29 protein-coding genes are annotated in these 26,823 nt (G+C 57.2%); 24 read left to right on the forward strand and 5 right to left on the reverse strand.

Annotated elements, in window-relative coordinates; genetic code table 11:
• The first annotated feature begins 1 nt into the window (after position 1).
• From DJFAAGMI_RS24505 to DJFAAGMI_RS24530, 6 genes are all read left to right on the forward strand, one after another.
• The gene (locus DJFAAGMI_RS24505; protein WP_211459891.1) at positions 2–250 is read left to right on the forward strand and encodes a hypothetical protein; all 249 of its coding nucleotides are present in this window, start codon (positions 2–4) and stop codon (positions 248–250) included.
• A 215-nt stretch (positions 251–465) separates the two neighbouring features.
• Positions 466–1,731: a flagellin gene (locus DJFAAGMI_RS24510; RefSeq protein WP_167011101.1), complete on the forward strand. Its 1,266-nt coding sequence runs from the start codon at positions 466–468 to the stop codon at positions 1,729–1,731.
• A gap of 230 nt (positions 1,732–1,961) precedes the next feature.
• Positions 1,962–4,115 (forward strand): glycosyltransferase, encoded by a 2,154-nt coding sequence (locus DJFAAGMI_RS24515; RefSeq protein WP_211459893.1) that lies wholly within the window; start codon positions 1,962–1,964, stop codon positions 4,113–4,115.
• Between the two features lie 16 nt (positions 4,116–4,131).
• Entirely contained in the window at positions 4,132–4,695 is a 564-nt protein-coding gene (locus DJFAAGMI_RS24520) for an acyltransferase (protein WP_211459895.1), read from the forward strand.
• A gap of 10 nt (positions 4,696–4,705) precedes the next feature.
• Entirely contained in the window at positions 4,706–5,920 is a 1,215-nt protein-coding gene (locus DJFAAGMI_RS24525) for a deoxynucleoside kinase (protein WP_211459899.1), read from the forward strand.
• A 69-nt stretch (positions 5,921–5,989) separates the two neighbouring features.
• Entirely contained in the window at positions 5,990–6,688 is a 699-nt protein-coding gene (locus DJFAAGMI_RS24530; protein WP_211459900.1) for a WbqC family protein, read from the forward strand.
• Between the two features lie 6 nt (positions 6,689–6,694).
• Here DJFAAGMI_RS24530 and DJFAAGMI_RS24535 read toward each other — a convergent pair whose 3' ends face one another.
• Both DJFAAGMI_RS24535 and DJFAAGMI_RS24540 read right to left on the reverse strand, forming a co-directional pair.
• Positions 6,695–7,849, reverse strand: coding sequence for a DegT/DnrJ/EryC1/StrS family aminotransferase (locus tag DJFAAGMI_RS24535; protein ID WP_211459901.1), 1,155 nt, complete (start codon positions 7,847–7,849; stop codon positions 6,695–6,697).
• 12 nt (positions 7,850–7,861) lie between these two features.
• Entirely contained in the window at positions 7,862–9,478 is a 1,617-nt protein-coding gene (locus DJFAAGMI_RS24540; protein ID WP_211459902.1) for an O-linked N-acetylglucosamine transferase, SPINDLY family protein, read from the reverse strand.
• Positions 9,479–9,733: 255 nt separating this feature from the next.
• On the opposite strand from DJFAAGMI_RS24540, the gene motA reads away from it, so the two are divergent.
• The 4 genes from motA (at position 9,734) to DJFAAGMI_RS24560 (ending at position 12,778) form a co-directional block, all read left to right on the forward strand.
• On the forward strand, positions 9,734–10,594 hold the full coding sequence (gene motA / locus DJFAAGMI_RS24545; protein WP_003059167.1) for a flagellar motor stator protein MotA: 861 nt from the start codon (positions 9,734–9,736) through the stop codon (positions 10,592–10,594).
• A 42-nt stretch (positions 10,595–10,636) separates the two neighbouring features.
• Positions 10,637–11,698 (forward strand): flagellar motor protein MotB, encoded by a 1,062-nt coding sequence (gene motB, locus DJFAAGMI_RS24550; RefSeq protein WP_211459903.1) that lies wholly within the window; start codon positions 10,637–10,639, stop codon positions 11,696–11,698.
• 72 nt (positions 11,699–11,770) lie between these two features.
• On the forward strand, positions 11,771–12,157 hold the full coding sequence (gene cheY, locus DJFAAGMI_RS24555; RefSeq protein WP_003059161.1) for a chemotaxis response regulator CheY: 387 nt from the start codon (positions 11,771–11,773) through the stop codon (positions 12,155–12,157).
• 3 nt (positions 12,158–12,160) lie between these two features.
• On the forward strand, positions 12,161–12,778 hold the full coding sequence (locus tag DJFAAGMI_RS24560) for a protein phosphatase CheZ (RefSeq protein ID WP_003059158.1): 618 nt from the start codon (positions 12,161–12,163) through the stop codon (positions 12,776–12,778).
• A gap of 196 nt (positions 12,779–12,974) precedes the next feature.
• Here DJFAAGMI_RS24560 and fliE read toward each other — a convergent pair whose 3' ends face one another.
• Positions 12,975–13,283 (reverse strand): flagellar hook-basal body complex protein FliE, encoded by a 309-nt coding sequence (gene fliE / locus DJFAAGMI_RS24565; RefSeq protein WP_003059156.1) that lies wholly within the window; start codon positions 13,281–13,283, stop codon positions 12,975–12,977.
• Positions 13,284–13,456: 173 nt separating this feature from the next.
• On the opposite strand from fliE, the gene fliF reads away from it, so the two are divergent.
• The 13 genes from fliF to fliR all read left to right on the forward strand — a co-directional run bounded on the left by fliF (position 13,457) and on the right by fliR (position 24,810).
• The gene (fliF, locus tag DJFAAGMI_RS24570) at positions 13,457–15,166 is read left to right on the forward strand and encodes a flagellar basal-body MS-ring/collar protein FliF (RefSeq protein WP_211459904.1); all 1,710 of its coding nucleotides are present in this window, start codon (positions 13,457–13,459) and stop codon (positions 15,164–15,166) included.
• Positions 15,167–15,301: 135 nt separating this feature from the next.
• Positions 15,302–16,297, forward strand: a complete 996-nt coding sequence (fliG, locus tag DJFAAGMI_RS24575; protein WP_003059149.1) for a flagellar motor switch protein FliG — start codon at positions 15,302–15,304, stop codon at positions 16,295–16,297.
• The gene (locus tag DJFAAGMI_RS24580) at positions 16,290–17,117 is read left to right on the forward strand and encodes a FliH/SctL family protein (protein ID WP_211459905.1); all 828 of its coding nucleotides are present in this window, start codon (positions 16,290–16,292) and stop codon (positions 17,115–17,117) included. The genes fliG and DJFAAGMI_RS24580 overlap by 8 nt, the downstream gene beginning before the upstream one ends.
• The gene (fliI, locus tag DJFAAGMI_RS24585; RefSeq protein ID WP_211459906.1) at positions 17,114–18,502 is read left to right on the forward strand and encodes a flagellar protein export ATPase FliI; all 1,389 of its coding nucleotides are present in this window, start codon (positions 17,114–17,116) and stop codon (positions 18,500–18,502) included. The genes DJFAAGMI_RS24580 and fliI overlap by 4 nt, the downstream gene beginning before the upstream one ends.
• A gap of 33 nt (positions 18,503–18,535) precedes the next feature.
• On the forward strand, positions 18,536–19,000 hold the full coding sequence (fliJ, locus tag DJFAAGMI_RS24590; protein WP_211459907.1) for a flagellar export protein FliJ: 465 nt from the start codon (positions 18,536–18,538) through the stop codon (positions 18,998–19,000).
• 2 nt (positions 19,001–19,002) lie between these two features.
• Positions 19,003–20,319: a flagellar hook-length control protein FliK gene (locus tag DJFAAGMI_RS24595; RefSeq protein ID WP_211459909.1), complete on the forward strand. Its 1,317-nt coding sequence runs from the start codon at positions 19,003–19,005 to the stop codon at positions 20,317–20,319.
• Between the two features lie 189 nt (positions 20,320–20,508).
• Positions 20,509–21,063: a flagellar basal body-associated FliL family protein gene (locus DJFAAGMI_RS24600; RefSeq protein WP_003059136.1), complete on the forward strand. Its 555-nt coding sequence runs from the start codon at positions 20,509–20,511 to the stop codon at positions 21,061–21,063.
• Positions 21,064–21,078: 15 nt separating this feature from the next.
• Positions 21,079–22,083: a flagellar motor switch protein FliM gene (gene fliM / locus DJFAAGMI_RS24605; protein ID WP_003065459.1), complete on the forward strand. Its 1,005-nt coding sequence runs from the start codon at positions 21,079–21,081 to the stop codon at positions 22,081–22,083.
• Complete coding sequence (fliN, locus tag DJFAAGMI_RS24610; RefSeq protein WP_003059131.1) at positions 22,073–22,507, forward strand: flagellar motor switch protein FliN; 435 nt, start codon at positions 22,073–22,075, stop codon at positions 22,505–22,507. Before fliM ends, fliN begins: the two co-directional genes overlap by 11 nt.
• Before the next feature lie 34 nt (positions 22,508–22,541).
• Positions 22,542–22,931, forward strand: coding sequence for a flagellar biosynthetic protein FliO (locus DJFAAGMI_RS24615; protein ID WP_211459928.1), 390 nt, complete (start codon positions 22,542–22,544; stop codon positions 22,929–22,931).
• Positions 22,924–23,673: a flagellar type III secretion system pore protein FliP gene (gene fliP / locus DJFAAGMI_RS24620; protein WP_052224003.1), complete on the forward strand. Its 750-nt coding sequence runs from the start codon at positions 22,924–22,926 to the stop codon at positions 23,671–23,673. Before DJFAAGMI_RS24615 ends, fliP begins: the two co-directional genes overlap by 8 nt.
• Before the next feature lie 106 nt (positions 23,674–23,779).
• Entirely contained in the window at positions 23,780–24,049 is a 270-nt protein-coding gene (gene fliQ, locus DJFAAGMI_RS24625) for a flagellar biosynthesis protein FliQ (RefSeq protein ID WP_003059126.1), read from the forward strand.
• The gene (fliR, locus tag DJFAAGMI_RS24630) at positions 24,046–24,810 is read left to right on the forward strand and encodes a flagellar biosynthetic protein FliR (RefSeq protein ID WP_043006449.1); all 765 of its coding nucleotides are present in this window, start codon (positions 24,046–24,048) and stop codon (positions 24,808–24,810) included. The genes fliQ and fliR overlap by 4 nt, the downstream gene beginning before the upstream one ends.
• Before the next feature lie 79 nt (positions 24,811–24,889).
• Here the strand turns inward: fliR and DJFAAGMI_RS24635 are convergent, their stop codons facing one another.
• Together DJFAAGMI_RS24635 and DJFAAGMI_RS24640 are read right to left on the reverse strand one after the other, a co-directional pair.
• Entirely contained in the window at positions 24,890–25,528 is a 639-nt protein-coding gene (locus DJFAAGMI_RS24635) for a response regulator (RefSeq protein WP_211459911.1), read from the reverse strand.
• 55 nt (positions 25,529–25,583) lie between these two features.
• Positions 25,584–26,705 carry a hybrid sensor histidine kinase/response regulator gene (locus tag DJFAAGMI_RS24640; protein WP_211459913.1) on the reverse strand — a complete coding sequence of 374 codons (1,122 nt, stop codon included), beginning with the start codon at positions 26,703–26,705 and terminating at the stop codon, positions 25,584–25,586.
• On the opposite strand from DJFAAGMI_RS24640, the gene DJFAAGMI_RS24645 reads away from it, so the two are divergent.
• A complete protein-coding gene (locus DJFAAGMI_RS24645; protein ID WP_167010837.1) occupies positions 26,631–26,822 on the forward strand; it encodes a hypothetical protein in 192 nt (63 codons plus the stop codon). The two genes, DJFAAGMI_RS24640 and DJFAAGMI_RS24645, sit on opposite strands and share 75 nt — an antisense overlap.
• Position 26,823: the final 1 nt, after the last annotated feature.

The raw sequence follows: 26,823 nt of genomic DNA on the forward strand, positions 1-26,823 counted from the left end.
TATGCAGACGGTATTGATGAATGGTTTGCTTGGTTGCCGGAGCCTTGCATTGCGGGCCTCTTTGGGCTTTGCTTGCCGCTTTTGCGGCTTGCCTGCTCCGTACAATGCAGTTATCGGGCTGTATTTTTTTTTCTTTAGCGTTTTTTCATCTCGCTCGCAGCAAGTCGCCCAAGGGCTTGCTGCACCGCGCAGATTCTTTACAAAAGCTTCCGTATCAACAGCAGCATGCGGAACAGGATTTCTGGCGTGAGTCCGCTCCATGGCTGAGAACCAGCCGGTGATGTCGGGGCTTGCCGCAAAGCCTGGGAAAGCAGCAAGAAGGCGGGGAATTGGCGCTTTATTCGGTCGTATGCAGGTCAGCGGTTCATAGAAAAATCCTCTCATCGCTAGGTTTGCCAATCGCTTAACCAATGTCTTTGGTCACTGCAGCGATGCTCCAAGCCCTAATTCCGGAGGTTTCTAGACATGGCTGCTACCATCAACACCAACATCATCTCGATCAACGCCCAGCGCAATCTAGCCCTCTCAGGCACGTCCCTGGCGACCTCCATGCAACGCCTGTCCTCGGGCCTGCGTGTCAACAGCGCCAAGGATGACGCAGCCGGCCTGGCCATTGCCGAACGCATGAATACCCAGGTGCGCGGCCTGCAGGTCGCATCGCGCAATGCCAACGACGGAATTTCCCTGGCCCAGACGGCAGAAGGTGCGTTGGGCAAGGTCGGCGACATGTTGCAACGCATGCGTGAACTGGCTGTGCAAGCCGGCAATGCGACCAATAGCAAGAGCGACCGCGAAGCGCTTCAGGCCGAAGTCAAGCAGCTGTCCTCGGAAATCGATCGGGTCGCCAAGCAGACCAATTTCAACGGCCAGAAGCTGCTGGAAGGCAGCTTTGCGGGCGCAGTGTTCCAGGTGGGCGCCAACTCGGGCGACAACATCACGCTGGGCGCTTTGGCCGATACACGAGCTTCGCAGCTGTCCTCGGTGTCCTATGGACAGTCGACAGTCTCTTCTGTCGCAACTGCCCAGCCCATTGCTGCAGGCCAGCCCCTTGCCGATTTCAGCGCGGCGGCAGCCGATGTGACCATCACCGTTGGCGGTGGTGCTGCGATCAACCTGGGGCCACTGGCCGCAGCAGGCAGCCCCCAGGAGCGTCTGGGCCAGATCGTGGAAGCCATCAACAACAAGACCGGCGATACCGGCGTGACCGCCTATCTGACCAAGATTGATGGTTCCGAGAACTACCAGGTGGACATTCTGTCCAACAAGCTTGACGGCAGCGGCAACCCCGTATCCGTGACCTTTGGCGGTGCGGACTTCAGTGCGGCAAGCGTGGGCCTCAACCCAGCCGCCAATCCTGCAGGCATCAGCTTGACCGGCGGTGCAGCTCCTGCAGCAGGTTCGATCAGCAAGGCGCAGGGCATCGAAAACATCGATGTATCCACCCAAGCCGGAGCCTGGGTTGCCTTGCAGAAGATCGACAGCGCCGTGGACCAGATCAATAGCGCACGAGCCACGCTGGGCGCCATGCAGAGCCGTTTCGAGAACGCAGTCAACAATATCGACATCCAGTCCGAAAACCTCTCGGCCGCACGAGGACGCATCGTCGATGCCGACTTTGCCAAGGAAACCGCCAACCTGAGCCGCACGCAGATCCTGCAGCAGGCCGGCACAGCCATGGTGGCCCAGGCCAACCAGATTCCCCAGCAAGTGCTGCAACTGCTGCAAAAATAATGTCTCTGGGTGGTGCTTCGACGCCGCCCAAGCTCTCAACTTTAAAAAGTAAGCTGTTATCGCTTGCCAGTCTTGGCTTTCAGATAGAAATCTATTTGAAATCGAGGCATAGCAAGCAGTAGCAGCTATTTTTTTTATCATTTCTTGCTGTTCGGTACTTGCACCACCGCTGATAACATCAGCTATCCGCCACACAGGCTCAAAGACGGAAATCCAGCGGTGGCAAGCGCATGGCCATCGCCCCTTGTCGAAGGGGGAGTCTGGTATTTCATCATCTATCTGCATTAAAAATGAAAAATCTGACTATCATTAAAAATAATGATAATCCTCCCCCGCTGGTTTCCATATTGATGGCAACATATAATCATGCGCCATATATAGAGCAAGCACTAAAAAGTATTCTTGAGCAAAAAACAAGTTTTGATTTTGAGCTGGTTGTTTGCGACGATGCCTCAACCGATAAAACAGCGGACATCGTAAAAGAATTTCAGAAGAAATATAAGAATCTTACATTGCTGGAGCAGCCGAGCAATAGTCGCGGTATCAACAATCATTTTGACGGCTATCAATATATCAGCAGTAAATATATTGCCTTCTGTGAAGGAGATGATTACTGGGTTTCGGATACAAAACTGGAAAAGCAAATAAATTTTCTAGAAGAAAATCCTGATTTCTCTGTGTGTGTCCACAAAGTGGAAATGCAGTTCGAGAAAGCCACATCTAACCAAAAGCAATACGTTTACAAAGATTTAACCTCCAGCGACGAAAGAATTCGAGAAGGGGTTTTCTACGCCGACGAACTGATTTCCAACTACTTCCTGCATACAAGTTCATTTGTTTTCCGATATAGATTCAGTGAAGGCCTCCCAAAGTGGTTTAGAAAGTGGATGACGTTTGATCATGCCATACTGATGCTGCACGCGGTCGAAGGAAAAACAAAATACTTTGATGAGGTGATGAGTGTCTGGCGAAGAAATGAAACCGGGTTCTCATGGCTGCAAAATGTAGACAAAGGCACCTTCTTCCAAAAGGAGGGCCATGGCTGGATAAATATTTATCAGGAGATGGATAGATTTTTTGCAGGTAGATTTCATTATCAGATCCGAGAGAGGATTTTGCTTTCCATACGCAATATGGTGAGCAATCATCTTGAGACGGGGAACCTTCCTGCAGCTCAAAGAATACTGGAAAAGTATGAAGAATGGTGCAGCAAATTCTTTAAGGAGAATGCTCCAATATTCCATGCCATGGAACTGGCCTTTCCAGACAATAAAAATTACGCCCCTCCATGGCAGACAATAAAGAGCTCTCAGCCAAAAAATAAAAAAGTTGGCGGTATGAAGAAGCTGGATGTGGAAATTATTTCCGAGGTCGAAGACAGCATTTGGCAAAGCTGGACAAAGGATAAAGAGTTCTCGACATTTTCGTCATTCAATTCGGCTTTGATAAGTTGGGCATACAATCAGAGAATAAAAACCTTATGGCTGCCAAGCACTATTGCTTCTACATTGATAGAGCAATTGGATACATTGAAAATACCCTATTACATATATTGTGTTAACGGTGATTTTTCTCCAAATATAGATTTCATAGAGCAGGCAAAATCTGGCGACGCGATTCTGATTCAGTCCTGGCTGGGTCAACCATTCCCGGCGAATATAAATAACGCCATTGCAACGCGTAAGAATATTTACTGGATCGAGGATCGCTCGCAAACAAGCACTCCATCTCATAGTAATGAAGCGGATGTCACCATCTACACGCCGGCCCAAGTGCTGGGCGTTCCAGATGGGTGCATATTAGTTGGAGATGGCTTATCCAGTTTGCAGGAAATTGCTCCTGAAGCAATCACCGATGAAAATTCATGGATTGAGCAACGCCAGAAATTGCTGGTGCAGCAATTAGATTGCAATTCTCAGGATTATTCAGAAGTCCTCGGTCAGGCTATTACTATAAAAAATCCCATGCCAGTGGGTGCCATGAGCTCCTTGAGCATGGCCATGCTCAAAAGAATTTCTGCTCCATCTGTTATTTCTCGAACGCAACGCAATTTCAACTTCTTGAATGAAAAGTTGGGAAATTATTCATTCCTCAAAAAAAATAAGAATATAAATTTTGCCCCCAATTTCTTTCCATTTGTATTGCCAGATCACATTCCTGCACCTTTCTTCATAACGGCATTGCATCATCACGGAATTTTGTGTGAGGCTGTTTCCAATCAGCTTAAGGAAGTCGGGGCATTGACTTTGTTGGTGAGCAAGATAGTTCTTCTGCCATGCAATCATCAACTAAATCCAGAAGATGTTGAACTCATTTCCAATGAGGTATTGAAAATACTTGGTGGGAACTCAAGATTTGGAACTCCTGGGACACGACCAGCTTAGTTGATGAAAGAAAATCATGGCATTCCTCACGCAAGACCAGATAAATGATATCGGCTTTAAATATGTAGGGAAAAATGTAAAAATAAGCGAGAAAGCCTCTATTTACAACCCTGATAGGATTCAGATTGGAGACAACTCCCGTATTGATGATTTTTGCATCATTTCCGGGACCTTGATAATTGGGCGCAATGTACACATTGCGACTTTCTGCAATGTGGTTGGCGGGGAACCTGGAATCACACTGGAAGATTTTTCTGGCCTTGCTTTCGGATGTCATGTTTTCACGCAAAGCGATAGTTATGCAGGCGATGCCTTGACCAACCCAACAGTTCCTGAGCGCTACAGAAAAGAAACTAAAAAACCAATCCTGATCAAGAAGCATTCGATTGTTGGAACCAACTCCATTATTTTCCCCGGTGTCATTCTGGCAGAAGGAACATCTGTGGGGGCCAACTCAATGGTTACAAAGTCCACAAAAGAATGGACTATCTATTTCGGCAATCCTGCGAAAATAATAAGATCAAGAAAGCAGGATGCACTAAGACTAGAAAAAGAATATCTTGAATCAGAAGAAAAATAGATAGCTAGAAATGAAATTTAACGTAATTGAGTTTATTGGGCCCAGCGGGATTGGCAAAACCACATTCTTCAATCATTTAAAAGGTGTAGTTGACCCTGCTTGGTTGGGCATGGATGATGTCAGAGAAATCGCAAAGACTCAAAATATCAGTGAGCCTGATGACATTGTCAGAACGATAATTTCTCGTAAAAGAGAGAATGTAGAGAAACTCAATCGATCGGAGTTTCAGAAAAAGTTCATTGGTGACTATTTTGAAGAAATCATCACATTGGATCAGCATGTTTCAAGCTCAAAGAACTTGAAACTAATAAATGATGATGGCATATTTCACAATTTTGCAAAAGAAATATTAAGCGCATCAAAAGAGAAATATAACGAAGTTCAGAAACTTCTTCTTAACAGGAAAATTATTTACTTCAAGGCATCTCCAGAAAAGATATTGGATAACCTGAAGGAGCGTCATCAGAAAACCCCCGGTGCTTCTAATGATTGGTATGGGTATACACAAAAAAACTCAACATCAATCCAGAAGATGATAGAAATTTCTGTGAATGAGAGTGAAGAGATTTACAATTTGGTTAAATCGATGGGTGCTGCAGTAATGTGCATCAATTTTGAAGAGGACAATATGGAAAATATAGAGAAAGCCCGGAATTTTATCGATGAGCATACATGCTCAGTTGACTTCATAACTAAAGAAGATTTTATTCGTACCGCTGAGCTTAATAACAGCAAGCATTGGAAGACTCAGCCGTTGGAGAACCGGTGGGAGTACCATGAAAAATCGATTCAGATACTGAAATCACTGCAGATCAGCAATCCCGATGAAGTGCTGGAAATTGGTACAGTGGGCATGCAGCTGCTACCGGGCAGCGAAACCATGGATATCGAGGGTTATTGGAACTATGAAGGGAAAAATCCAACGTATCTACACGATGCCAGAAAAACGCCATGGCCTCCTGAGAAGAAATACAAAGCGATTGTGGCCTTGCGCGTTTTCCAGTATCTGGCCCCTTTTCAAGATATCGCATTCAATGAAGCCAAAAAACTAGGCGAGAATCTGATAATCGTAACTCCTAGGGGTAGGGAATATATTCCAAAAGGTATGGAGGAAACAAAAGGAATAACATACGAAGAATTCCTGGAATGGAATGATGGAATCCCTCCCGATTTCCACCAGGAAATGAAGCTTGGTGATTTTTATTACTGGAATTTCAAGAAGTAATGACGAAATGCATTGATTGCACCTGTTTCATGTGTGCAATCAATGCATCTTTAATGAAGCATCATTAAAATGAAAATAAGCATAATGCAGCCGTATTTTTTTCCATACATTGGATATTATCAGCTGGCCTATTCAGTGGATGAGTTTATTTTCTTTGATGATGTCAACTTCATAAAGAAGGGTTATATTAACAGGAACGAAATTCTCTTGAATAAAGAGCGTTTTAGGTTCACTCTACCTATTCATGGTATCAGTCAGTTTAAGAAGATAAACGAACACTTTTATATTGATGATTTCAGGAAATTCAAGAATCATCTCACTTTGGCTTATAGGGATGCCCCATTCTTTACGCCAGTGATGAGTATGCTAGAGAAAATTCTTCAGTCGGAGGAATTTAACGTTGCAGAGATAAATTCAAAAACACTGATATATGTTTTTGAATATTTGAAGATCCCGCGCTCATTCTCCTTTTCATCCGATCTGAATATTTCTGACTCCTGCAGCGGAGAAGATAGAATTATCGAGATCTGCAAATTGAAGAAATGTAGCAGCTATCACAATGCTGCGGGAGGCAGAGATTTATACAAAAAAGAAAGTTTCGCCAAAAATAATATAGATATTGGATTTGTGAAGAATGAAGCTCAGGATTACATGCAAGGTAATTCAAGATTTATTTTTGAAAGAAATCTTTCCATGCTTGATGTTCTTATGTGGTGTCCTCCACAGAAAATTGTGGAGTTGCTCAAGCAGCATAAGATTGAAAGCTAGAAAATTTCAGTTCTGGAACAAATCCTCGAATATCTTGATGACTCTATTCTTCTGCGACGAGTTCATTTCCAGAAAAAATGGCAGTCCCAGCAGAGTTTTGTCCAGCAACTGCGCGTGAGGAGCATCCAGGCATAGAGTACGGGGTGGATGCAATGCAGGCATATTCGATAGCAATGGCTGATACCAACGCCTCGTCATAATATTCGCTGACTTGCAGTTTTTTTCTAACTGATTACGCATTCCCTGATCAGGAAGACGGGCACACAACAACGTGGGTGCCATCAAGGAGCCGCCAGTACCACTTTTTTGCCATGTTAAATGGTAGGCGCTTGCTTTATCCAATTCCTGGATCATCTCAGCCTGCAAATCCCGGCGTTGCCTTGCTCGCTGCTCCCATTTTTGTAAAGACACCAGGCAAATGGCCGCATGATACTCGCTCATTTTGGCATTGGTGCCGCATTGACTGAGTGCGCCTATAGGTAAACCAGCAGCCGGATTCAGATTGATTCCAAAATTTGAAAGTTGCCGCACATGCTCAGCCAGACCTGGCCGTGTAGAAACGACCACCCCACCTTCAACGGCAGGCAGGCTTTTGGTTGCATGCAGACTGAATACCAAAGTCCCCTTCTTGCCTTGCAACCATTGACTACCATACGCAGCAGCGGCATCGATGACAACAGGGATTCCGGTCTCTTTCTCAAACAGCTCCCACGCCCCCATGTCATGCGGCATGCCGAATGTTGCAACAGGCATCACGGCATCGATCCGCGTCTGGGCGCAGGCTGTCCGAGCTATTTCCGGGGTCAGCATCCATGTATCTGCATCCACGTCAGCCAGCACCGCCTGATACCCTGCTCGCAATACCGCTGTAGCTGTGGCAACAAAAGTAAAGGCCGGCACCAGAATACGTGCATCCTTGGGTAAATTCAAGGCTTGAAGCACCAGCTCCAGACCCAGAGTTGCATTTGCGACTGTCGTGATGAATTCATTACTCAGGTCAAATTTTTCAGAGAATCTGGTTTCTAGTTCCTTTACCAAGGGGCCAAAATTCGTGTAACTTCTGGATGCATGTATACGCTCCCAGAATGGCAGTATTTCTTGAGGCTCAGGAATATCTGGAACCAACAAAGGCAGTACGTCTATCTTTTTTTTATCGTCCATTGTGCTCTCCAATTAGATAAAATTCTCTATTTTTTCATTCACATGAAGAAATTCTTTTTTATCATTAATGAAGTTGATCCACATTAGACGATATGCTTTCTCCAACCCTTTAACCATTCTAGGGAAATTCATTAAGAAACTATTCCTTAATAACTCCCTCGCTTCATGACGCTGCCGCTGCATTCTCGAAGGATCATCTATTATTTTCAAGACGCAATCTATGTAGTCGTCCTCATTCTCTGCAATTTCACCGCCAAGCTTCAAGCTGCGCAAGGCGCGACTGGTCGTTGCGCCAATATCCTCTTTTACATCCAAGGCAACAATTAGTAGCCCCATCCATAAAGCGTGCAGGGTGGTCGTGCCCCCGGAAACAGGCGAGGTATCCAGTGCTATATCCGCGATGTGACCAAGCTCCATGAACCTGTCCAACGGTTGCTGGTGCAGCACCGAGACGCGATCCAGCGGTAAATTCGCGGCTTCTACTCTGGGCTGCATATGTGCTTGTGCGGCCTCTGGATTTTCCTCTTTTACCATGATGATCAGGCGAATATCTGCTCTTTTATGCAGAATGCGTGCCCACAGGCGAAGCATCTCATCGGTTATCTTTGAGGAGTTATTCAGCGATATTAAGGTAGGGTACCCGTTTCGAAGCATGGGGGGCTCTTCACATAACGGTGCATAAAATGGTGGCGTATAGCAAAATGGGAAATCTAGACGAAACAATGTCTCGAAATAATTTTTCTCAACACTTGCAGGACCTCCCAAGCGGTAGTCCATAGCTTTCATGCCCAGCGTCTGCATATAGCCCAGCCAGGTCACCTGCACAGGGGCGGCACGGCGCGCGAAAACGCCCAGGCGGTGGCCCTGTGTAAATCCGGACAAGTCCACCAGCACGTCAATTTCGTCCTGACGGATTCTTTCGCACAGCGCTTCATCGTCCATCTCCATCACATCCAGCCAATGCGGCACCAGGGAGCGCATGTGTTCAGTGGTGCTGTCGCTGGGGCCATTGGAGTAGACATGCACCTCGACGTTGTCCGAATTGTGGTGGGCCAGCACGGGCTGCATGAAAAAGGCCACCGAGTGCTGGCGGAAGTCCGCCGTCACGTAACCCACCCTGAGCTTCCTGCGCGGGCTGCGGTCTGCCACCTTCAAGGGTTTGGCCTTGCGCGTCAGCGGATCGGCAAAGCGCCTGCCCCAGTCGCGTGCCGCTTGCAGTGCCAGCATGGGATCGCGACTGGTGTGTGCGTGGATGTAAGCGCGCATCATCCATTGCGGGCCAAGATTGCCTTTCTTGACAACCTTGTCTATCAGGTCACAGGCTTCCTGTTTGCGCCCCGTGCTGAACAGGGCCATGGCCATCAGATGCTCGGCCTGGACTTCCCTGGGATCAAGCTCCAGCACCGTCTGCAGCGCCTCGATTGCAGGCTTCCAGTCCGACATGCGCGTATAGGCCAGGCCGATCAGCAGCCACAGTTTCGGATTGCGAACGTCCTGCGCCACCTGCTGCATCAAGGCGGTGAGCGCAGGCACAAACTGATTGGTCTTGATCAGCTGATGGATCTCTTCAAGCTCCGATGGCGTGGCTTGCTGCGGTATTGAGTTCGCGGTGGTGGAGGGGGAAGACATTGGTACTCAGAGAAATGCAAAAAGTGCACTGGCATGCTGTGCGTAGAGAGCCCGATATGGTGCCACCTCAATATACCTGTCGCACTCTTGGTCATCGGCGAGTTAAGACCCCCAATGGCAGCCCATGAACAGGTACGTCTTTACCTTTCAATTCGGCTGCCGCCCTACAAAAGAGCCTGAAGCTGCCGATCTAGAGAGCAATCACCCGGCTTTTTCCGTTAACAATCACGGCCCGCCCCCTCACAATCACTTCCCATGCTTGTTCTCATCGGTTATATCGTCGCCTTCGGCTGCATCTTCGGCATGTATGTGCTGCACGGCGGCAGCGTGGGCGTTCTTGTCAAGGCGCTGCCGTTCGAGATGGTGACCATTGGCGGTGGCGCCCTGGGCGCTTTTATTGTCAGCAACCAGCCCAAGGTGCTCAAGGCCACGGCCAAGGCGATCCCTTCGGCGCTCAAGCCCTCGCGCTATAACAAGGCGCGCTATATGGAAGTGATGGCGCTTCTGTATGAGCTGCTTCAGAAGGCGCGCAAGGAAGGCCTGATGTCGATCGAGTCCGATGTGGAAGATCCGCAGTCCTCGACGGTGTTTCAGAACTATCCACAGCTGATGGCCGACCACCATGTCGTCGAGTTTCTGACCGACTATCTGCGCATGATGGTGTCGGGCAATCTCAACTCGCATGAGATCGAGGCGCTGATGGACAGCGAAATCGAAGCCCATCATGCCGAGGCCCATGCGCCGGTGATGGCACTGAATCGTCTGGCGGGCGCGTTGCCGGCCTTCGGCATTATTGCTGCCGTGCTGGGTGTGGTGAACACCATGGCTTTCGTGGGGCAGCCCCCGGCGGTGCTGGGCGGCATGATTGCCTCGGCGCTGGTGGGTACCTTCCTCGGGATCTTGCTGGCCTATGCGCTGGTGGAGCCCATGGCTGCGCTGCTCGAGCAGCGTGCGCAGGATGCGGCCAAGGAGTTCGAGTGCATCAAGGCGACGCTGCTGGCCAGCATGCAGGGCTACAACCCGGGCACGGCCATCGAGTTCGGCCGCAAGGTGCTGTTCTCCACCGAGCGCCCAGGCTTTCTGGAGCTGGAGTCGCACGTCAAGGGCAAGAAGTGATGAGTGCGCCCTCTCGTCAGGATGTTGTGATGGAGCGTTGTTATGGCTGACAAGAAGCTGCAGCCCATCATCATCAAGCGCGTCAAGAAGACCGCCCATGCCCACCATGGTGGTGCCTGGAAGATCGCCTATGCCGACTTCGTGACGGCGATGATGGCCTTCTTCTTGCTGATGTGGCTGCTGGGCTCGACCGCTCAGGGCGAGCTGCAGGGGATTGCCGCGTATTTCAATTCGCCGCTGAAGGTGGCGATGTCGGGCGGCAGCGGTGCGGGCAACAGCTCCAGCATCGTGCCGGGCGGCGGCAACGACCTCTCGAAGGTGCACGGCCAGGTGCGTCGTTCCGAGTCTGAGGACAATGCCAACCGCCGCTCCAGCCAGACCATGGGGCGGGCCGATGAGTCTGCGCGCGACGCCCAGCGTCTGCATGCGCTCAAGGCCAAGGTGGACACCATGATTGCCAACAATGCGCGCCTGAACGAATTTCGCTCGCAGATTCGCACGGAGATCACGCATGACGGCCTGATGATCCAGATCGTCGATGACCAGAATCGCCCCATGTTCGACAGCGGCAGTGCCGTGGTCAAGCCCTATATGCGCGATATCCTGCGCGAGATCGGTGCGGCCATGGGCAATGCCGAAAATCGCATCAGTCTCTCGGGTCACACTGATGCCGCACCCTACGGCAATGCCGATCGCGGCTACAGCAACTGGGAGCTGTCGGCCGATCGCGCCAACGCATCGCGCCGGGAACTGGTGACGGCCGGCATGCCGCTGGACAAGCTGGCGCGCGTGGTGGGCATGTCCAGCAGTGACCTGCTGCTGCCCGAGGAGCCGCGTGCCGCACAGAACCGCCGCATTACGATTACCGTGCTGACCAAGGAAGCCGAACGCCGCGTGCTGGGCAACGACAAGGAGCGCAGCATGGAGCGCGTGGCCAGTGCCGAAGAGGCTGCCAGCACGATCAACCAACCCAAGGCCCGTCGCGCAGCCCCCAGCGCTGTCGACAGGCAGTCTCTGGATGCCAAGGAAGAGTTTGTTGTAACAAACCCTGAAGTTGCTACCGAGGCTGTCGAAAAGCCTGACAATGCACGTCCAGCGCCATGAGGTTGACAAATTGTTACCATCACGGCGTGAAAACTTGTTCCCACGCACCTATTCCGACCGAAAGGGCCTCTCGTGGCTAATGCCCTGCGATTTTTGATTGTTGACGACTTCTCCACCATGCGCCGCATCGTGCGCAATCTGCTCAAGGAGAGTGGCTTTGCCGATGCCGATGAGGCCGAAGATGGTGTGGTGGCCATTACCAAGCTGCGTGCTAGCAAGTTCGACTTTGTGGTGACCGACATCAATATGCCGAACATGAACGGCTTTCAGCTGCTGACCGAAATCAAGCAGGATGAAAAGCTCAAGCATTTGCCGGTGCTGATGGTGACCGCCGAAGCCCGCAAGGAAGATATCGTGGCCGCCGCCCAGGGTGGCGCGGCCGGCTATATCGTCAAGCCCTTCACCAAGGCCACGCTGGAAGAGAAGGTCAATCTCATCATCAAGAAACTCGACCTCTGAGCCATGAGTAGCGACCAGGCTTCCGCCAACGTCCACTACAAGATTGGCGTGCTCACGCGCCAGTTGCATAACTCGCTCAACGAGTTGGGCTATGCGGATCGTTTGCGCGGCAGTGCAGGGGAGCTGCCCGATGCGCAAAGCCGTCTGTCCTATATCGCCCGCCTGACGGGCGAAGCTGCCAACAAGGTGCTGGGCCAGGTCGAGGTGACGCAGAACCGTCAGGATGCGCTGGCCGAGCGCACCCGCGCCATGCGTGCAGAACTCATCAAGGATCCCGTGGCCGCAGTGGCCAAGGGTCGCGTGATGAATTACCTGCAGGAGGTGGAAGAGGGGACGGAGCAGACCAATAGCCATCTGACCGAGATCATGATGGCGCAGGACTTTCATGACCTCACCGGCCAGGTGATCGCGCGCGTGGTGGCACTGGCGGCCGATCTGGAATCGCAGCTGCTGGAGCTGCTGATCCAGACCTCGCCGGATGTTGCGCAGGCACCGGTCCTGGCGCCTGTGGAAGCCTTGCAGCCCAAGCTGGCAGGCCCGGTGGTGGATCCGGAGAAGACGGCAGACGTGGTGACCTCGCAGTCCCAGGTGGATGACCTGCTGGCCAGTCTTGGCTTTTAAATATATAGCTGCCTGCGCTTTGCAGATAAGCGCTTGAGCCCGAAAAGCCTGATCTTTTGAATGGATCGGGCTTTTTTATTGGGCGCTGCCAGGCGGGCAGGGTGGGTAGGGCGCAAAAAGCCCGCATGTCATCACAACATGCGGGCAAGCCTTGGAGGGCAATCTGCCTTTTGAGCGATGTGCGGCGTTGCGCCGATCACACCTGCATATTCATCACGTCTGAGTAGGCCTGCACCAGGCGGTTGCGCACATGCAGCGTGGCCTGAAAGCCGATCTGCGACTTTTGCATGGCCACCATGGTCTGCTCCAGGCTGACCGCGGGGTTTTCCAGCTGTACTTCGCGCTGCAGCTGGCTGGAATGGTTCTGAGCCGAGCTCACCGATTGCAGTGCATTTTGCAAAGCCTGGCCAAAGCCGCCGGCCACGGGCGCGGTGCCGGCGCTGCCGACCTTGGTGAGCTGGTTGCCCAGTTGGGCGGGATTGATTGCTGGGATCTTCAGGTCCATATCTTTATCCAACAGGCTTGGTGAGTTGGAGGTGATCGTAGGTTTTTCGCTAGATCGCAGACGGGCAATAAGTGGGTGAATCGGCTCGCTTATCGGAGGAACGCCACCGGCCCGAGTCCGAATAATCCACTGGACGCTAGACCTCGTGTGGGGTCTGACACCATGGAATCAAGATGTCTGCTGTAGCTGAAGTACCTGTCCCCAATGCCGCGCCCGGTGCCACGTATGCGCCCCGCCCTGCGCTTGCGCAGCGCTGGAATGCGCTCGACCGAGGCCAACGTCTTCGCTGGGGCGCGCTGGCGGCCCTGGTCGCCGTCGGTCTGGTGGCGGCGGCGGTGTTCTATCGCCAGCCCGACTACAAGATGCTGTTCTCAAACGTCAGCGACAAGGATGGCGGCGCCATCGTGGCGCAGCTGACGCAGATGAACGTGCCCTATAAGTACAGCGAGGGCGGCGGCGCCATCCTCATCCCCGCAGACCGTGTGCACGATGTGCGCCTGAAGCTGGCCACGCAAGGTCTGCCCAAGGGCTCGGTGACGGGCTTCGAGCTGATGGAGAACAGCAAGTTCGGCATCACCCAGTTTCAGGAACGCCTCAACTTCCAGCGTGGCCTGGAAGGTGAGCTGACCCGCTCCATCCTGGCGCTCAATGCCGTGCAAAGTGCCCGCGTGCACCTGGCCCTGCCCAATCAGAACGGATTCTTTCGCGAGCAGCAGAAGCCTTCGGCTTCCGTGCTGCTGAGCTTGCACCCCGGCCGCATGCTGGACCGTGCGCAGATCGCGGGCATCGTGCATCTGGTCGCATCCAGCGTGCCCGAGATGGAGCCTTCGGCCGTGAGCGTGGTGGACGACACCGGCAAGCTGCTGTCGCAGTCGCCTGACGGCAATGCCGGCGGCGTGGACATGCAGCAGTTTCTCTACACCCAGCAGGTGGAGCAGCAATATGTGCGCCGCATTCTGGACATTCTGGAGCCCGTGGTCGGCAAGAACAATGTGAAGGCCCAGGTTTCGGCCGAACTGGACTTCAGCCAGACCGAATCGACGTCCGAGCAACATCGTCCCAATCAGTCCTCCGACGGCGGGGCTGTGCGCAGCCAGCAGGTGATGGAAACCAATGGCGAGAAGACGGCCACTCCACCTACCGGCGTGCCTGGCGCGACCAGCAACCAGCCACCTCAGAACTCTACGGCGCCCATCAACGGCGCCAATCCTGCGCCGCAGGCCGCTGGTGCAGGCCAGGGCAACGCCCAGGGCAACAAGCGCGAGTCCATCACCAATTACGAAGTCGACAAGACCGTCAAGGTCACACGTGGCAGCACCGGCACCGTCAAGCGCCTGACAGCTGCGGTGGTGGTCAATGCACCGCTGGCCGCTGCGGCTGGCACCGATGCGGCGACCGCGGCAACGGCAGCTGCAGTCAGCTCCGGCCTGCGTCCCCTGACGGCCCAGCAGCAGGAGCAACTGCTCACGCTGGTGCGTGAGACCGTGGGCTATAGCGCCGATCGCGGCGACTCGGTGAATCTGGTCAGCGCGCCTTTCATGGACAGCGGTGCCGCACCTGCCGAGCTGCCGATGTGGAAGGACCCCGAAATTCAGGCCATGGCCAAGAGCCTGGGTGTACCGATTGCGCTGGCGCTGTTTGGTGCCCTGGTGCTGCTGGGCCTGGTGCGCCCCTTGCTCAAGGGACGCAATACCAGCCCCGGCGGCCAGCTCAATGCCATTGAAGCCGAGGCGCTGGATCGCCCCGCTCTGCCAGCCCCTGCGAAGGAGCTGTCTCCGACCAAGGAGCAGGAGCGACTGGATCAGGCCCGTCATCTGGCCAAGCAGAACCCGATCGCGGTGGCGAACATCGTGAAGACATGGATTAACGGAGAGAGCGCGTAAGCGCTCCCCCTGAGGCGCGATGCGCCTTCCCCCTCTCTCGCTTCGCGGGAGGGGGACGATGCCCTCGCTGCGGGGGCGGCCCTTGCTCGGCATCTCTGGCACGGGGTGGTTGCATAACTAGTAGAGAGTTTGAATATGGACGATAGAGGTCTGAACGACGCTGCCATCTTGCTGGTCTCCCTCGGTGAGGAAGAGGCGGCCGAGGTGTTCAAGCACCTCACGCCCAAGGAAGTGCAGAAGCTGGGCGAGACGATTGCCCGCATGCGTGGCGTGACGCGTGAAAAGGTGGATTTCGTGATCGACCGCTTCACCAGCGATGCTGCGTCGCAGAGTCTGCTGGTGGACGATGCCAGCGACTATGTGCGCTCGGTGCTCAAGCGTGCCCTGGGCGATGACAAGGCGGCGCTGCTGATCGACCGCATCATGCAGGGCGGCGATATTTCGGGCATTGAAAGCCTGAAGTGGATGGACCCGCTGTCGGTGGCCGAGCTGCTGCGCGGCGAGCATCCGCAGATCGTGGCTGCGATTCTGGTGCACCTGGAGTATGAGCAGGCTGCTGCCGTGCTTATGCAGTTCCCCGACCGGGCACGCAGCGAGGTCATGCTGCGCGTGGCCACGCTGGAAGGCATTCAGCCCACGGCACTCAAGGACTTGAACGAAGTGCTGTTCAAGGTGCTGGCGGGTGGCGACAAGGTGCGCAAGACCTCGCTGGGCGGCGTCAAGACCGCAGCCGAAATGCTCAATCAGATGGGCGGCAATGCCGATGTGGCGGTGCTCGATACCATTCGCAACTACGACCCCGAGCTGGCGCAGAAGATCATGGACAAGATGTTCGTTTTCGACGACCTGGTCAAGCTCGACGACCGCTCGGTGCAGCTGGTGCTGCGCGAGGTGGTATCCGAGACGCTGATCGTGGCGCTCAAGGGCGGTTCCATGGAGGTGCGCGACAAGATTCTGGCCAACATGTCCATGCGTGCGGCCGAATCGCTGCGCGAGGACCTGGAAGGCCGCGGGCCCATGCGTCTGTCCGAAGTGGAAGCACAGCAGAAGGAAATCCTCAAGGTCGTGCGTCGTCTGGTCGAGGAAGGCCAGGTAACCATCGGCAGCGGCCCGGAGGACAGCTATGTCTAAGGGCCAGCCTCCGCGCTCGCACTCGCGCTTTATCCCGCAGGAAGAGATCGACGACAGCACCGTGGTGCAATGGCGCTTCGGTGCGGTGGACGCGCAAAGCGGTGGTGTCTTTGCGCCCGCCCAGCCGGCGGCCTTCATCCCGGCGGGGACAGAGCACTTCAACGGCTTTTCCCCTTCTATCTCTCATCAGCCGCAGCCACAGCCAGAAGCGCAGGCTGTGGAGCCGGTGGAGCCAGTCGCCCCGGCTTTCGACGAGGAGCAGCTGCAGCAGATGCTGGAGCAGGCACGCGCCGAGGGCCATGCACAGGGCCTGGCCGAAGGCCGAACCCAGACCCAGCAGCAATGGCAGCAGCACCTGGACGACCATATCAATGGAGCGGGCCGCGAGAGCGTGCAACGTGTCGACGGCGTGTTGCAAGGTCTGGACGACAGCTTCAAGCAGCTGCAGTCGGGCATGGCCCAGGAGCTGCTGAACCTGGCTTGCGACATCGCACGTCAGGTGGTGCGCCAGGAGCTGCGCAGCCAGCCCCAGGCCTTGCTGCCCGTGATTCGCGAAGCACTGGACATGCTGGTCGAGGAGAGCCGCCCGGTGACCGTGCGTCTGAACCCTGCCGATTTCGAGCTGCTCGACGAAGCCCTGCGTGCCGAGCATGGTGCGCATAGCCGCATCCAGTGGCTGGGCGATGCCTCGATTGCCCAGGGCGATGTCAAGGTGGAATCGGGCGGTGCCGAGATCGACGCCGGCCTGGACAAGCGCTGGCGCCGTGCCGTGGCGGCTCTGGGCCTGGTCTCCACCTGGTATGACGGAGACAAGGCATGAACCCCTGGCAGCAGTTCATGAGCCAGGCACGTGCACGCTATGCCGAGCCGGTGCCGCTGGAATGCCAGGGCCATCTCACACGCCTGACCGGCATGGTGCTGGAGGCCTCGGGCCTGCGCGTGCCCGTGGGGGCGCAGTGCCATATTCATCAGCATGGGCAGGAGCCCGTGCTGGCCGAGGTGGTCGGCTTTGCCGGCGAGCGCGCCTTTCTGATGCCTGCGGGTGATATTCAGGGGCTGTCCAGCGGTGCCATGGTGACGCCGGCAGCTCCCTTTGTTTCCGTACCCCAGCTGGGCGTGGTGGAGACCGAGAAGGTCAGCCAGACCGTGGGCGTGCTGCGCCTGCCCATGGGGGATGGCTTGCTGGGGCGGGTGGTGGATTCGCAAGGCATTCCGCTGGACCATGGGGGCGAGCTGGGTAGCGTGGTGCCCGAGGTGCTGGATCGAAACCCCATCAACGCCATGGACCGGGACCCCGTACGCGAGTCGCTGGATACCGGTGTCAAGGCGCTGAATTCGCTGCTGACCGTGGGGCGCGGCCAGCGTCTGGGCCTGTTTGCGGGCTCGGGTGTGGGCAAGTCCGTGCTGCTGGGCATGATGGCGCGCTACACCCAGGCCGATGTGATCGTGGTGGGCCTGATCGGCGAGCGTGGCCGCGAGGTCAAGGAGTTCGTCGAAGACATCCTGGGCGCCCAGGACCGCAGTCGTGCCGTGGTCGTGGCCGCCCCCGCCGATGCGCCGCCGCTGCTGCGCATGCAGGGCGCCAGCTACGCCACGGCGATTGCCGAGCACTTCCGCGACAAGGGCAAGCATGTGCTGCTGCTCATGGATTCGCTGACCCGCTATGCCATGGCCCAGCGCGAAATTGCCCTGGCTATCGGCGAGCCGCCGGCCACCAAGGGCTACCCGCCATCCTGTTTTGCCAAGCTGCCTGCGCTAGTGGAGCGCAGCGGCAACGGCCTGCACGGCGTGGGCTCGATCACGGCCTTCTACACCGTGCTGTCCGAAGGTGACGATCAGCAGGATCCGATTGCCGATGCGGCCCGCGCCATTCTCGATGGCCACGTCGTGCTCTCGCGGGCGCTGGCCGAGACCGGACATTACCCGGCCATCGACATCGAACAGTCGGCTTCGCGCGTCATGCACAACGTGGTCTCGCGCGAGCATTTCGAGCTGGCACGTCGCTTTCGCGCCGTCTATTCGCGCTATCAGAAGGGGCGCGATCTGGTGCAGGTCGGCGCCTATGTCCCAGGCTCCGATCCGCAGTTGGACGAGGCGATTGCGCTGCAGCCCGCCATGACCGGGTTTCTGCAGCAAAGCATGTTTGAAAGCTCCAGCATGGAGCAAAGCCTGGCCGGCATGGCGCAAGCCATGCAGCGGGGCTGAGACTAAACGGGTTAGCCAGAGGGAGAGTCGCAGATGTCGTCCTTGAATGCCTTGAACGTCGCCATTGAAGCCGCAGAACGCAAGCGCGATGCGGCCCGCACCGCCCTGCAGGAGCGCCAGCGCGCTCAGCAGGCGGCGCAGGCCCAGATGGATCAGCTGCAGGGCTATGTCCTGGAGATGCAGGCGCGCTGGGGGGCCCAGGAAGGGCTGGCCGTGCAGCCAGAATTCATGCATCACCAGTACCAGTTCATGGAGCGCCTGCAGCACGCCATCGGCTTGCAGACCCGTGTGGTGGCCGATCAGGACATTCGGCTGGAGACCGCTCGTCAGGCCCTGCTGGCCGCCGAGCTGCGCGTGACCAGTCTGCAGAAAGTGGTGCAGGCCCGCCGCCGTGATGTGGCACTGGCCCAGATGCGCCGCGAGCAAAAAGATACCGACGAACGCGCCACCATGGCCTTTTTTCGACGCAGCTTCGGCCTGCAACTTCAGGAGGCCTGAGCATGGCGGAAACCAGAATTGATGGCCCGCGCGGCGGCGAAGCGCGCACCGGCAAGGCCATGGCACAGTCCATGAGCTCGGCCAAAAGCGCTACGGCCGCGGCAGGTGAGCCTGGCCAGGGCTTTTCATCGCTGCTGGCATCGCTGGACGGATTCGTGGCTGCCGGTCTGCCGCAGACAGCGCTGCAGCCTGCCGAAGTGCCCGACGTGAAGCTGGCACCAGGCGAGCAGGATGCGCTGCTGATCACTCAAGGCCATGCACCGTGGATGAGCCTGGTAGGGCAGACCGCCCAGCTGGATGGGCAGGGAGACGCCGATCTGCGCCAGGGCGTGGCCACCGACTTTCTTTCAGGCAGAGGCCATGCCGCGCAACTGGCCCATCGTCAGGCTTTGCAGCCCGGGTCCGAGCAGGCACATGCCGCATTCATGGGCAAGGATTTACATTCGAATCAGGCTCAAACGTATACGGTGCAAGCGCAAGCAGCTATGAATTCTGATGAGGCTGCCTTGCAGCCGCAGCAGGATTCAGCCGCGCAGGGGCAGGACGGCGAGCACAGCGCACTGGCTTCGGTGACTGAAGAGGCGCCTGCTGCGCGCATCGAGCCTGCCGTGCACAAGGCGCAGGCAGTGCCGCAGCAAGGCATCAGCCTGCAGGGCATGACGGCCGTGCAGCCGCAGGCCCTGGAAGGTCTGAAGGATTTGCTGCGTGCGGCCCGCTCGCCCCAGCAGGATGAAGCTGCGCCACAGGGCAAGACTGCAGCAGTGCAGGGCGGGGCCGACTTGCAGGCCGCAGCCGCTGCCGTCGGGGCAGCCATGGGAGCGGCGAGCGCCGGCACGCAGGGCGGCGGCCAGAACAGCTCTGATTTCGGCCAGAGCCTGGCAGGGCAGGATGCCGCACCTACAGAGCGCGAGCAGGAGGTGTCCGAGCAGGTTGCCTTCTGGGTGCATCAGAAAACGCAGAATGCCGCGCTGTCTATCCAGCATGAGGACAAGACTATCCAGGTCCAGGTGCAACTGAACGGCCAGGAGGCGCATGTGCGCTTTGCCGCAGGCGATGAGCAGGCACGTCAGCTGCTGGCTGACGGCCAGGCTCAGTTGCGCGAGCTTTTGCAGGCACAGGGGCTGAATCTGAGTGGCGTCAGCGTGGATGCGGGCGGTGCCGGCGCCCGGCCCGGGGGCGACAGCCAGGGCGAGGACGCCCAGCGCGGCCAGGCCAGGGTGTCCCGGGTCTCGGTCAATGCTGCCGAGCTGCCCATGGGCGCGGCCAGCGCACGCAACGGCGCGCGGCCGCTGCAGTCCGGTGTGGACCTTTTCGTGTAAATGATCAGAGTCGGTTCACGGAAACAGTGAGCCGGACATGGTGCGAAACCCGGAATGAAGCCGGGTTTCGCGCTTTTATTCGGACAATGGTCGACAGGGCGGGCGGCGAATAATTCAGGCGTGGATCTTCCGTGTCGCGGCAATGGCTGCGGGGTGGATGCAGTCCCCCACTCTTGAGGAATACCCGCCGTGTCAGCCAATCCCAATGCCGCCCCTGTCGCACCTGCTCCTGCCAAAAGCAAGAAGCTGATCGTCATCGTGGCCATCGTTGCCGTGCTGGCCATTGTGGCTGCCGCGGCCTATGTGCTGATGATGCAGCGCCAGCACAGCAGCGCCGATGGCGAAGAAGAAGTCAGCGCCAAAGCCACAGTGCCCACTTTCCTGCCGCTGGACAATATGGTGGCCAATCTGGCCGATCCCGGCGGCGACCGCTTTGTGCAACTGGGCATCACGCTGGAGCTGTCCGATGAAAAGACGGCTTCCACCGTCAAGCAATACCTGCCCAGCATCCGCAACGGCATTCTGATGCTGGTGTCCCAGCGCACGGCCGACGAGCTGCTGGCGCGCGAGGGCAAGGAAAAGCTGGCCGCCGACATCCTGACCGAGGTCTCGGCGCCGCTGGGCTTCGGCCCGAGCGCCAAGAAGCGCTCGCGTGACGACGAGGACGCCGACGAAGACAGCCCGCGTGCCAATCGCAAGGGGCCCGTGCGTCGCGTGCTGTTCTCCAGCTTCATCATTCAGTAAGCAGGGAGGGAGTGCATGAGCGATTCTTTTCTCTCCCAGGAAGAGGTTGATGCTCTTCTTGAAGGCGTTACGGGCGAAAGCCAGCGTTCCGAAGTGGTGGAGGTCGATCTCGGCCAGGTCCGCAGCTACGACATCTCCAGCCAGGAACGCATCGTGCGTGGGCGCATGCCCACCATGGAAATTGTCAACGAGCGCTTTGCCCGCAACTTCCGCATCGGCCTGTTCAACTTCATCCGCCGCAGCCCCGAGGTTTCCGTCGGCACGGTGACGGTGCAGCGCTACAGCGCCTTCCTGCGCGAGTTGGCCGTTCCCACCAATTTCAACATCATGGCCATTCGCCCGCTGCGCGGCAATGGTCTGATCGTCTGCGATCCCTCGCTGGTGTTCGGCGTGATCGACACGCTGTACGGCGGCACGGGCCGCCTGCAGACCCGCATCGAGGGGCGCGATTTCTCGACCACCGAGCAGCGCGTGATCAACCGCATGGTCAATGTGATCTGCGAGGAATACAAAAAAGCCTGGCATGGCATCTATCCGCTGGAGCTGGCCTATCAGCGCTCGGAAATGCAGCCGCAGTTCGCCAACATCGCCACACCCAGCGAAATCGTGGTCTCCACGGCCTTTCAGCTGGAGATCGGCGATATCTCGGGCTCCATCCACATCTGCATGCCTTATGCGACGCTGGAGCCGATTCGCGACGTGCTGTATTCGTCGACTCAGGGCGATGCCATCGAAGTGGATCGCCGCTGGGTCAAGGTGCTGACGCGCGAGATTCAGGCCGCCGAGGTCACGCTGGTGGCCGAGCTGGCCCGTGCCGATGCCACGGTGGAGCAGTTGCTGGCCATGCGCCCGGGTGACTTTATCGAGCTCGACCGCGAGCCGCTGATTCGCGCCTCCATTGGTGGGGTGCCGGTTTTCGAGTGCCAGTACGGCACGCACAATGACAAATATGCAATCCGCGTGGAACGCAGCCTGCGCGGCGGCGAGACCAGCTGGATGGGAGAGAAGCATGGCAATTGACGACAACAACAAGCCCGCGGGTGACGATCCGTTCTCCGGCTGGGCCGAGGCGCTGGAAGAACAGCGTCAGCATGACCAGGCCGTCGAAGGCCCCGATCTGTCCGATCAGGGCGGGCCGCTGGCTGGCGACGCCGCTCGCAGCTATGGCGATGTGCCGGTGCACGATATCAACATGGTGCTGGACATTCCGGTTCAGCTGTCCGTGGAGCTGGGCCGCACCAAGGTGCCCATCAAATACATTCTGCAACTGGCTCAGGGCTCGGTGGTGGAGCTCGATGCTCTGGCCGGCGAACCCATGGATGTGCTGGTCAACGGCTACCTGATCGCCCAGGGCGAGGTGGTGGTGGTCAACGACAAGTTCGGTATCCGTCTGACGGACGTGGTGACACCGTCCGAGCGTCTGCGCCGGGTCAGCCGTGGTTGAGAACACGGCCAACTCTGCGGCTGCGGCCCCCTCCATGTGGCCCACGCTGCTGCTGGTCGTCCTGTTCGTGGCGGTCATGGCGGCATTGCCCTGGCTGGTGCGCCGTCTGCAGCAGAAAAACCTCCTGCCGCGCGGCATGGGCATGGCCCGTGGAGCCTCTGCCGTGCCGGCGCAGGTGCTGGGAACGCTGGCCATTGGCCCGCAGCAGCGGGTGCTGACCGTGCAGCTGGGTGAAGGGGAGCAGGCCGTGCGCCTGGTGCTGGGCGTGACGGCGCAGCAGATTCAATGCCTGCATGTGCTGCAAGCCCCGTCCGCGACTTTGCAATCGGCCTCTGCAGCCCATTCACCTGCCGTCTCATCGTTCACCGACTCGCTGATGCGCGCGCAGGCCGATGAAGCGGCCCGGAATTCTGGAAATGTCTAAATTCGTCTCTCGTGCTGCTGCAGCTGTTCTGCTGGCGACGCCGCTGATGGCGGTCGCCCAGGGTGCACCCGCCAGTCTGCCGCTGCTGGTAGGCCAGGGCGCGGGTGGCACCAGCTATTCGGTGCCCATCCAGACATTGCTGTTCTTCACGGCGCTGTCCTTTCTGCCCGCCATCCTGCTGCTGATGACGGGTTTCACCCGCATCGTCATCGTGCTGAGCCTGCTGCGCCAGGCGCTGGGCACGCAGTCTGCGCCGCCCAATCAGGTGGTGATCGGCCTGTCGCTGTTTCTCACCATGTTCGTGATGGGACCCACGCTGGACAAGGTCTATCAGGACGCCTATCTGCCCTATACGCAGAACAGCATCAGTTTCGAGCAGGCCATGGAAAAGGCCGAAGCCCCGATGCGCGGCTTCATGCTCAAGCAGACGCGCCAGTCGGACTTTGCGCTGTTCAAGCGCCTGGCCAAGCTGGATGCGAATGTCACGGCAGAAACCGCTCCTCTGCGGGTGCTGGTGCCGGCCTTTGTGACCAGCGAGCTGAAGACGGCCTTCCAGATTGGCTTCATGATCTTCATTCCGTTTCTGATCATCGACATGGTGGTGTCTTCCATTCTCATGTCGCTGGGCATGATGATGCTCTCGCCCGTGCTGGTGGCCCTGCCGTTCAAGCTCATGCTGTTTGTGCTGGCCGATGGTTGGAACCTGATCATCGGCTCCCTGGCGGCAAGCTTTGCTACATGAGACACCCCCTGAGGCGCTTGCCTAGGCAGCCCTTCCTCGGTGTCTCGCACATTGAGCCGAGGCGCTTGCAAGCGTATTGGATTCGTTGAATTTTTAAGAGAACGTCATGACCTCTCAGTTTGTTCTGACCTTTGGCCGCGAGGCGCTGACCCTGCTGCTCATGATCTCCATGCCGGTGCTGGGCGTGGTCATGGGCGTGGGCCTGCTGGTGAGCGTCTTTCAGGCCGTGACCCAGGTGCATGAGGCGACCTTGGCCTTTGTGCCCAAGCTCATTGCCGCTGTGCTGGTGTTTGCCGTGGCCGGGCCGTGGATGCTGTCCACGCTGGTGGATTTCATTCGTCGCACCATAGAGAGCATTCCAGGTTCGGTGGGATGATTTCCTTTAGCGAAGCCCAGATCGCCGCCTGGCTCTCGCCGCTGATCTGGCCGTTTGTGCGCGTGCTGGCGCTGTTCACCGCGGCACCTGTGTTTTCCCAGAAAGCCATTCCCATGCGACTCAAGGTCGGGCTGGCTTTCCTCGTTGCGCTTTGCGCGCAGCCCGTGCTGGGCGAGCAGACGGTGGTCAGCATTGCCTCGGCCCAGGCGCTGGGCACGCTGGTGCAGCAGGTGGTGGTTGGGCTGTCCGTGGGCTTTGCCGTGCGTCTGGTGATGGCTGCCATCGAAGTCGCCGGTGAAGTGGTGGGTCTGCAGATGGGCTTGAACTTCGCGTCCTTCTTCGACCCGACCAGCAATGCCCAGCTCAGCGCTGTGGCGCGTTTCCTGGTGCAGATTGCCACCTTGCTGTTCATCGTCATCAACGGCCATCTGCTGGTGCTGATGGCGGTTCTCAAGAGCTTCGAGGCTTTTCCCGTCGATGGCAATTTCCTGCAGGCCATCTCCCAGATGCGGATTCACGAGATGGGTAGCGCCATTTTCTCCAGCGCTTTCTGGATTGCCCTGCCCATGATTGCCATGCTGCTCTTCGTCAACCTGGTGCTGGGCATCATCTCCCGGGTCGCGCCGCAGATGAATATCTATGCCGTGGGCTTCCCGGTCACGTTGACCGTGGGCCTGCTGGGCCTGACTGCGACCCTGCCTTTGCTGGAGCAGCCCCTGGTGGCCCTGCTGCAAAAGGGCATGGCAGTCTTCGGGGTCTAGGGCGAGCGACTATTCTTTTTATAGCTCAATACGCTTTGTGGTAAAGCGTTGAAGCCGGTTTTGGCTTTCGGCCAGCAGCTCAGGGCGTATCGATCAGACCATTCTTGATGGCATAGGCAGTCAGTTCCGCATTGCTGCCCATGCCCAGCTTCTCCAGCACCCGTGCCCGGTATACGCTCACCGTCTTGGGGCTGAGCATCAACTCCTGCGCAATCTCGGTCTGGCGCTGACCGCTGGCAATCTTCAGCAGCGTCTGCATCTCGCGCTCGGACAGGGTTTCATGCGGCACTGGAGCCGCAGGCTGGGCCAGACTGTCGGCCAGCATCTGGGCCACCTCGGCAGTCAGGTATTTGCGTCCGCTGTGGACGGTGCGCACGGCGTCGATCAGCAGCACCGGATCTCCCGCCTTGTTGGCATAGCCAGCCGCGCCGGCCTTGATGCTGCGCAAGGCATACTGGTCTTCGGGATACATGGAGACCATGATGACGCGGATCTGCGGGTGCGTTTCGCGCACGCTGGCCAGTACTTCCAGGCCGCTGCGGCCCGGCATATTGATGTCCAGCAGCAGCACATCGCAACTGGCATCGCGCAGTTGCTCACGCAGCTCGGCATAGCTGCCGGCTTCTGCAGTGACGCTGATGTCCGTCGCCTCTGCCAGGGTGTCGCGTATGCCCCGGCGCAAAATGGCATGGTCGTCGCACAGCACCACGTGAATCAAGGTCGCTCTCCCAGGAAGTCAGATGGCAGACCGGGCAAGCGCGTGATTGGGCGGCTCATGCCTGGGTCTCTGCCAGAGGAATGGTGAGAATGATAGAGGTTCCTCGGCCGGGGTGGCTGCTTACATCCAGCCAGCCCTGAATAGTTCGCGCGCGCTCACTTAGTCCGCGAAGGCCGAAGGAATGCGGTTTATTGCGCTCATCCTGGCTCAGGCCTATGCCGTTGTCTGTTACTTCCAGTGTCAAAAAACCCTCGTGGTCGGACAAATCCAGGGTCACCTGGCTGGCTTGTGCGTATTTGCTGATATTGGTCAAGGATTCCTGTGCCGTACGGTAGACCACCACCTGCTGTGCAGCCGCTATTTCCATATGCTCGCGGCTGGTGTGCAGCTGGGCGGGTATGCCGGTGCGGCGCTCGAAGTCCTGGGCCAGCCACTGCACGGCTGCCACCAGTCCCTGGTCCAGCACGGGCGGGCGCAGGTTCTGCATGATGCGCTGGCTGGCGCCCAGTGCGTGCTCCAGCATCTCCAGCGCCGATCTGGCATGCTCGCGCTGCTTGCCTTCGGGGCTGTTGCGGATCAGCCAGGCCAGATCGAACTTGACGGCAGTGAGCGAGCCGCCGATGTCGTCGTGAATCTCGCGCGAGATATTGGCGCGCTCCTGCTCGATGCTGGTGTGCAGGTGTTCGGTCAGCTCGGCCAGGCGCTTTTCGGACTCGGCCAGTTGCAGCGCGGCACGGCGGCGGGCCAGTCGCGCCTCATGGACTTCCATGGCGCGCTTGATGACATGGGGCAGGCTGTTGATCTGGTCCTTTAGCAGATAGTCGCTGATCCCCAGGCGCATGATGTCCACTGCGGCGGACTCGCCGATGGCCCCCGACAGCAGCACGAAAGGGGGGGCGTCGGGACGGTTTCGCACCAGGTCCCAGACATCGAGCGCCGTGAAGCCGGGCAGATGGTAGTCCGCCAGTATCAGGTCGAATTCCTGCGTCTCCAGGGCGTCGCGGACCTCCTGCAGACTGTCCACGGCCGTGAGCGTGCAGGGCAGCTGACCGCGCTTGAGGCTCAGGCGTGCCAGCGCCTGATCTGCGACAGAGTCTTCAATATGGAGGATTTTCAAGGTCTGATTCCGGAATTGAATATCGCCAAGGAGGCTATCATTGGATACATTTTGGAACATCGAGGGCTGTTGTCGTCAGGTCGTGGCAGTGTGGTCACGGGAGACGGACTGCTGATCGGTTCATTTCGTGGAGCATGGCGGCAGGGCCGTCATGATGGTTTTACGCAGTTGGAGTAAC

Origin of the sequence: Comamonas brasiliensis, from assembly GCF_018292285.1 — a bacterium.
Taxonomy (GTDB): domain Bacteria; phylum Pseudomonadota; class Gammaproteobacteria; order Burkholderiales; family Burkholderiaceae_C; genus Comamonas; species Comamonas brasiliensis.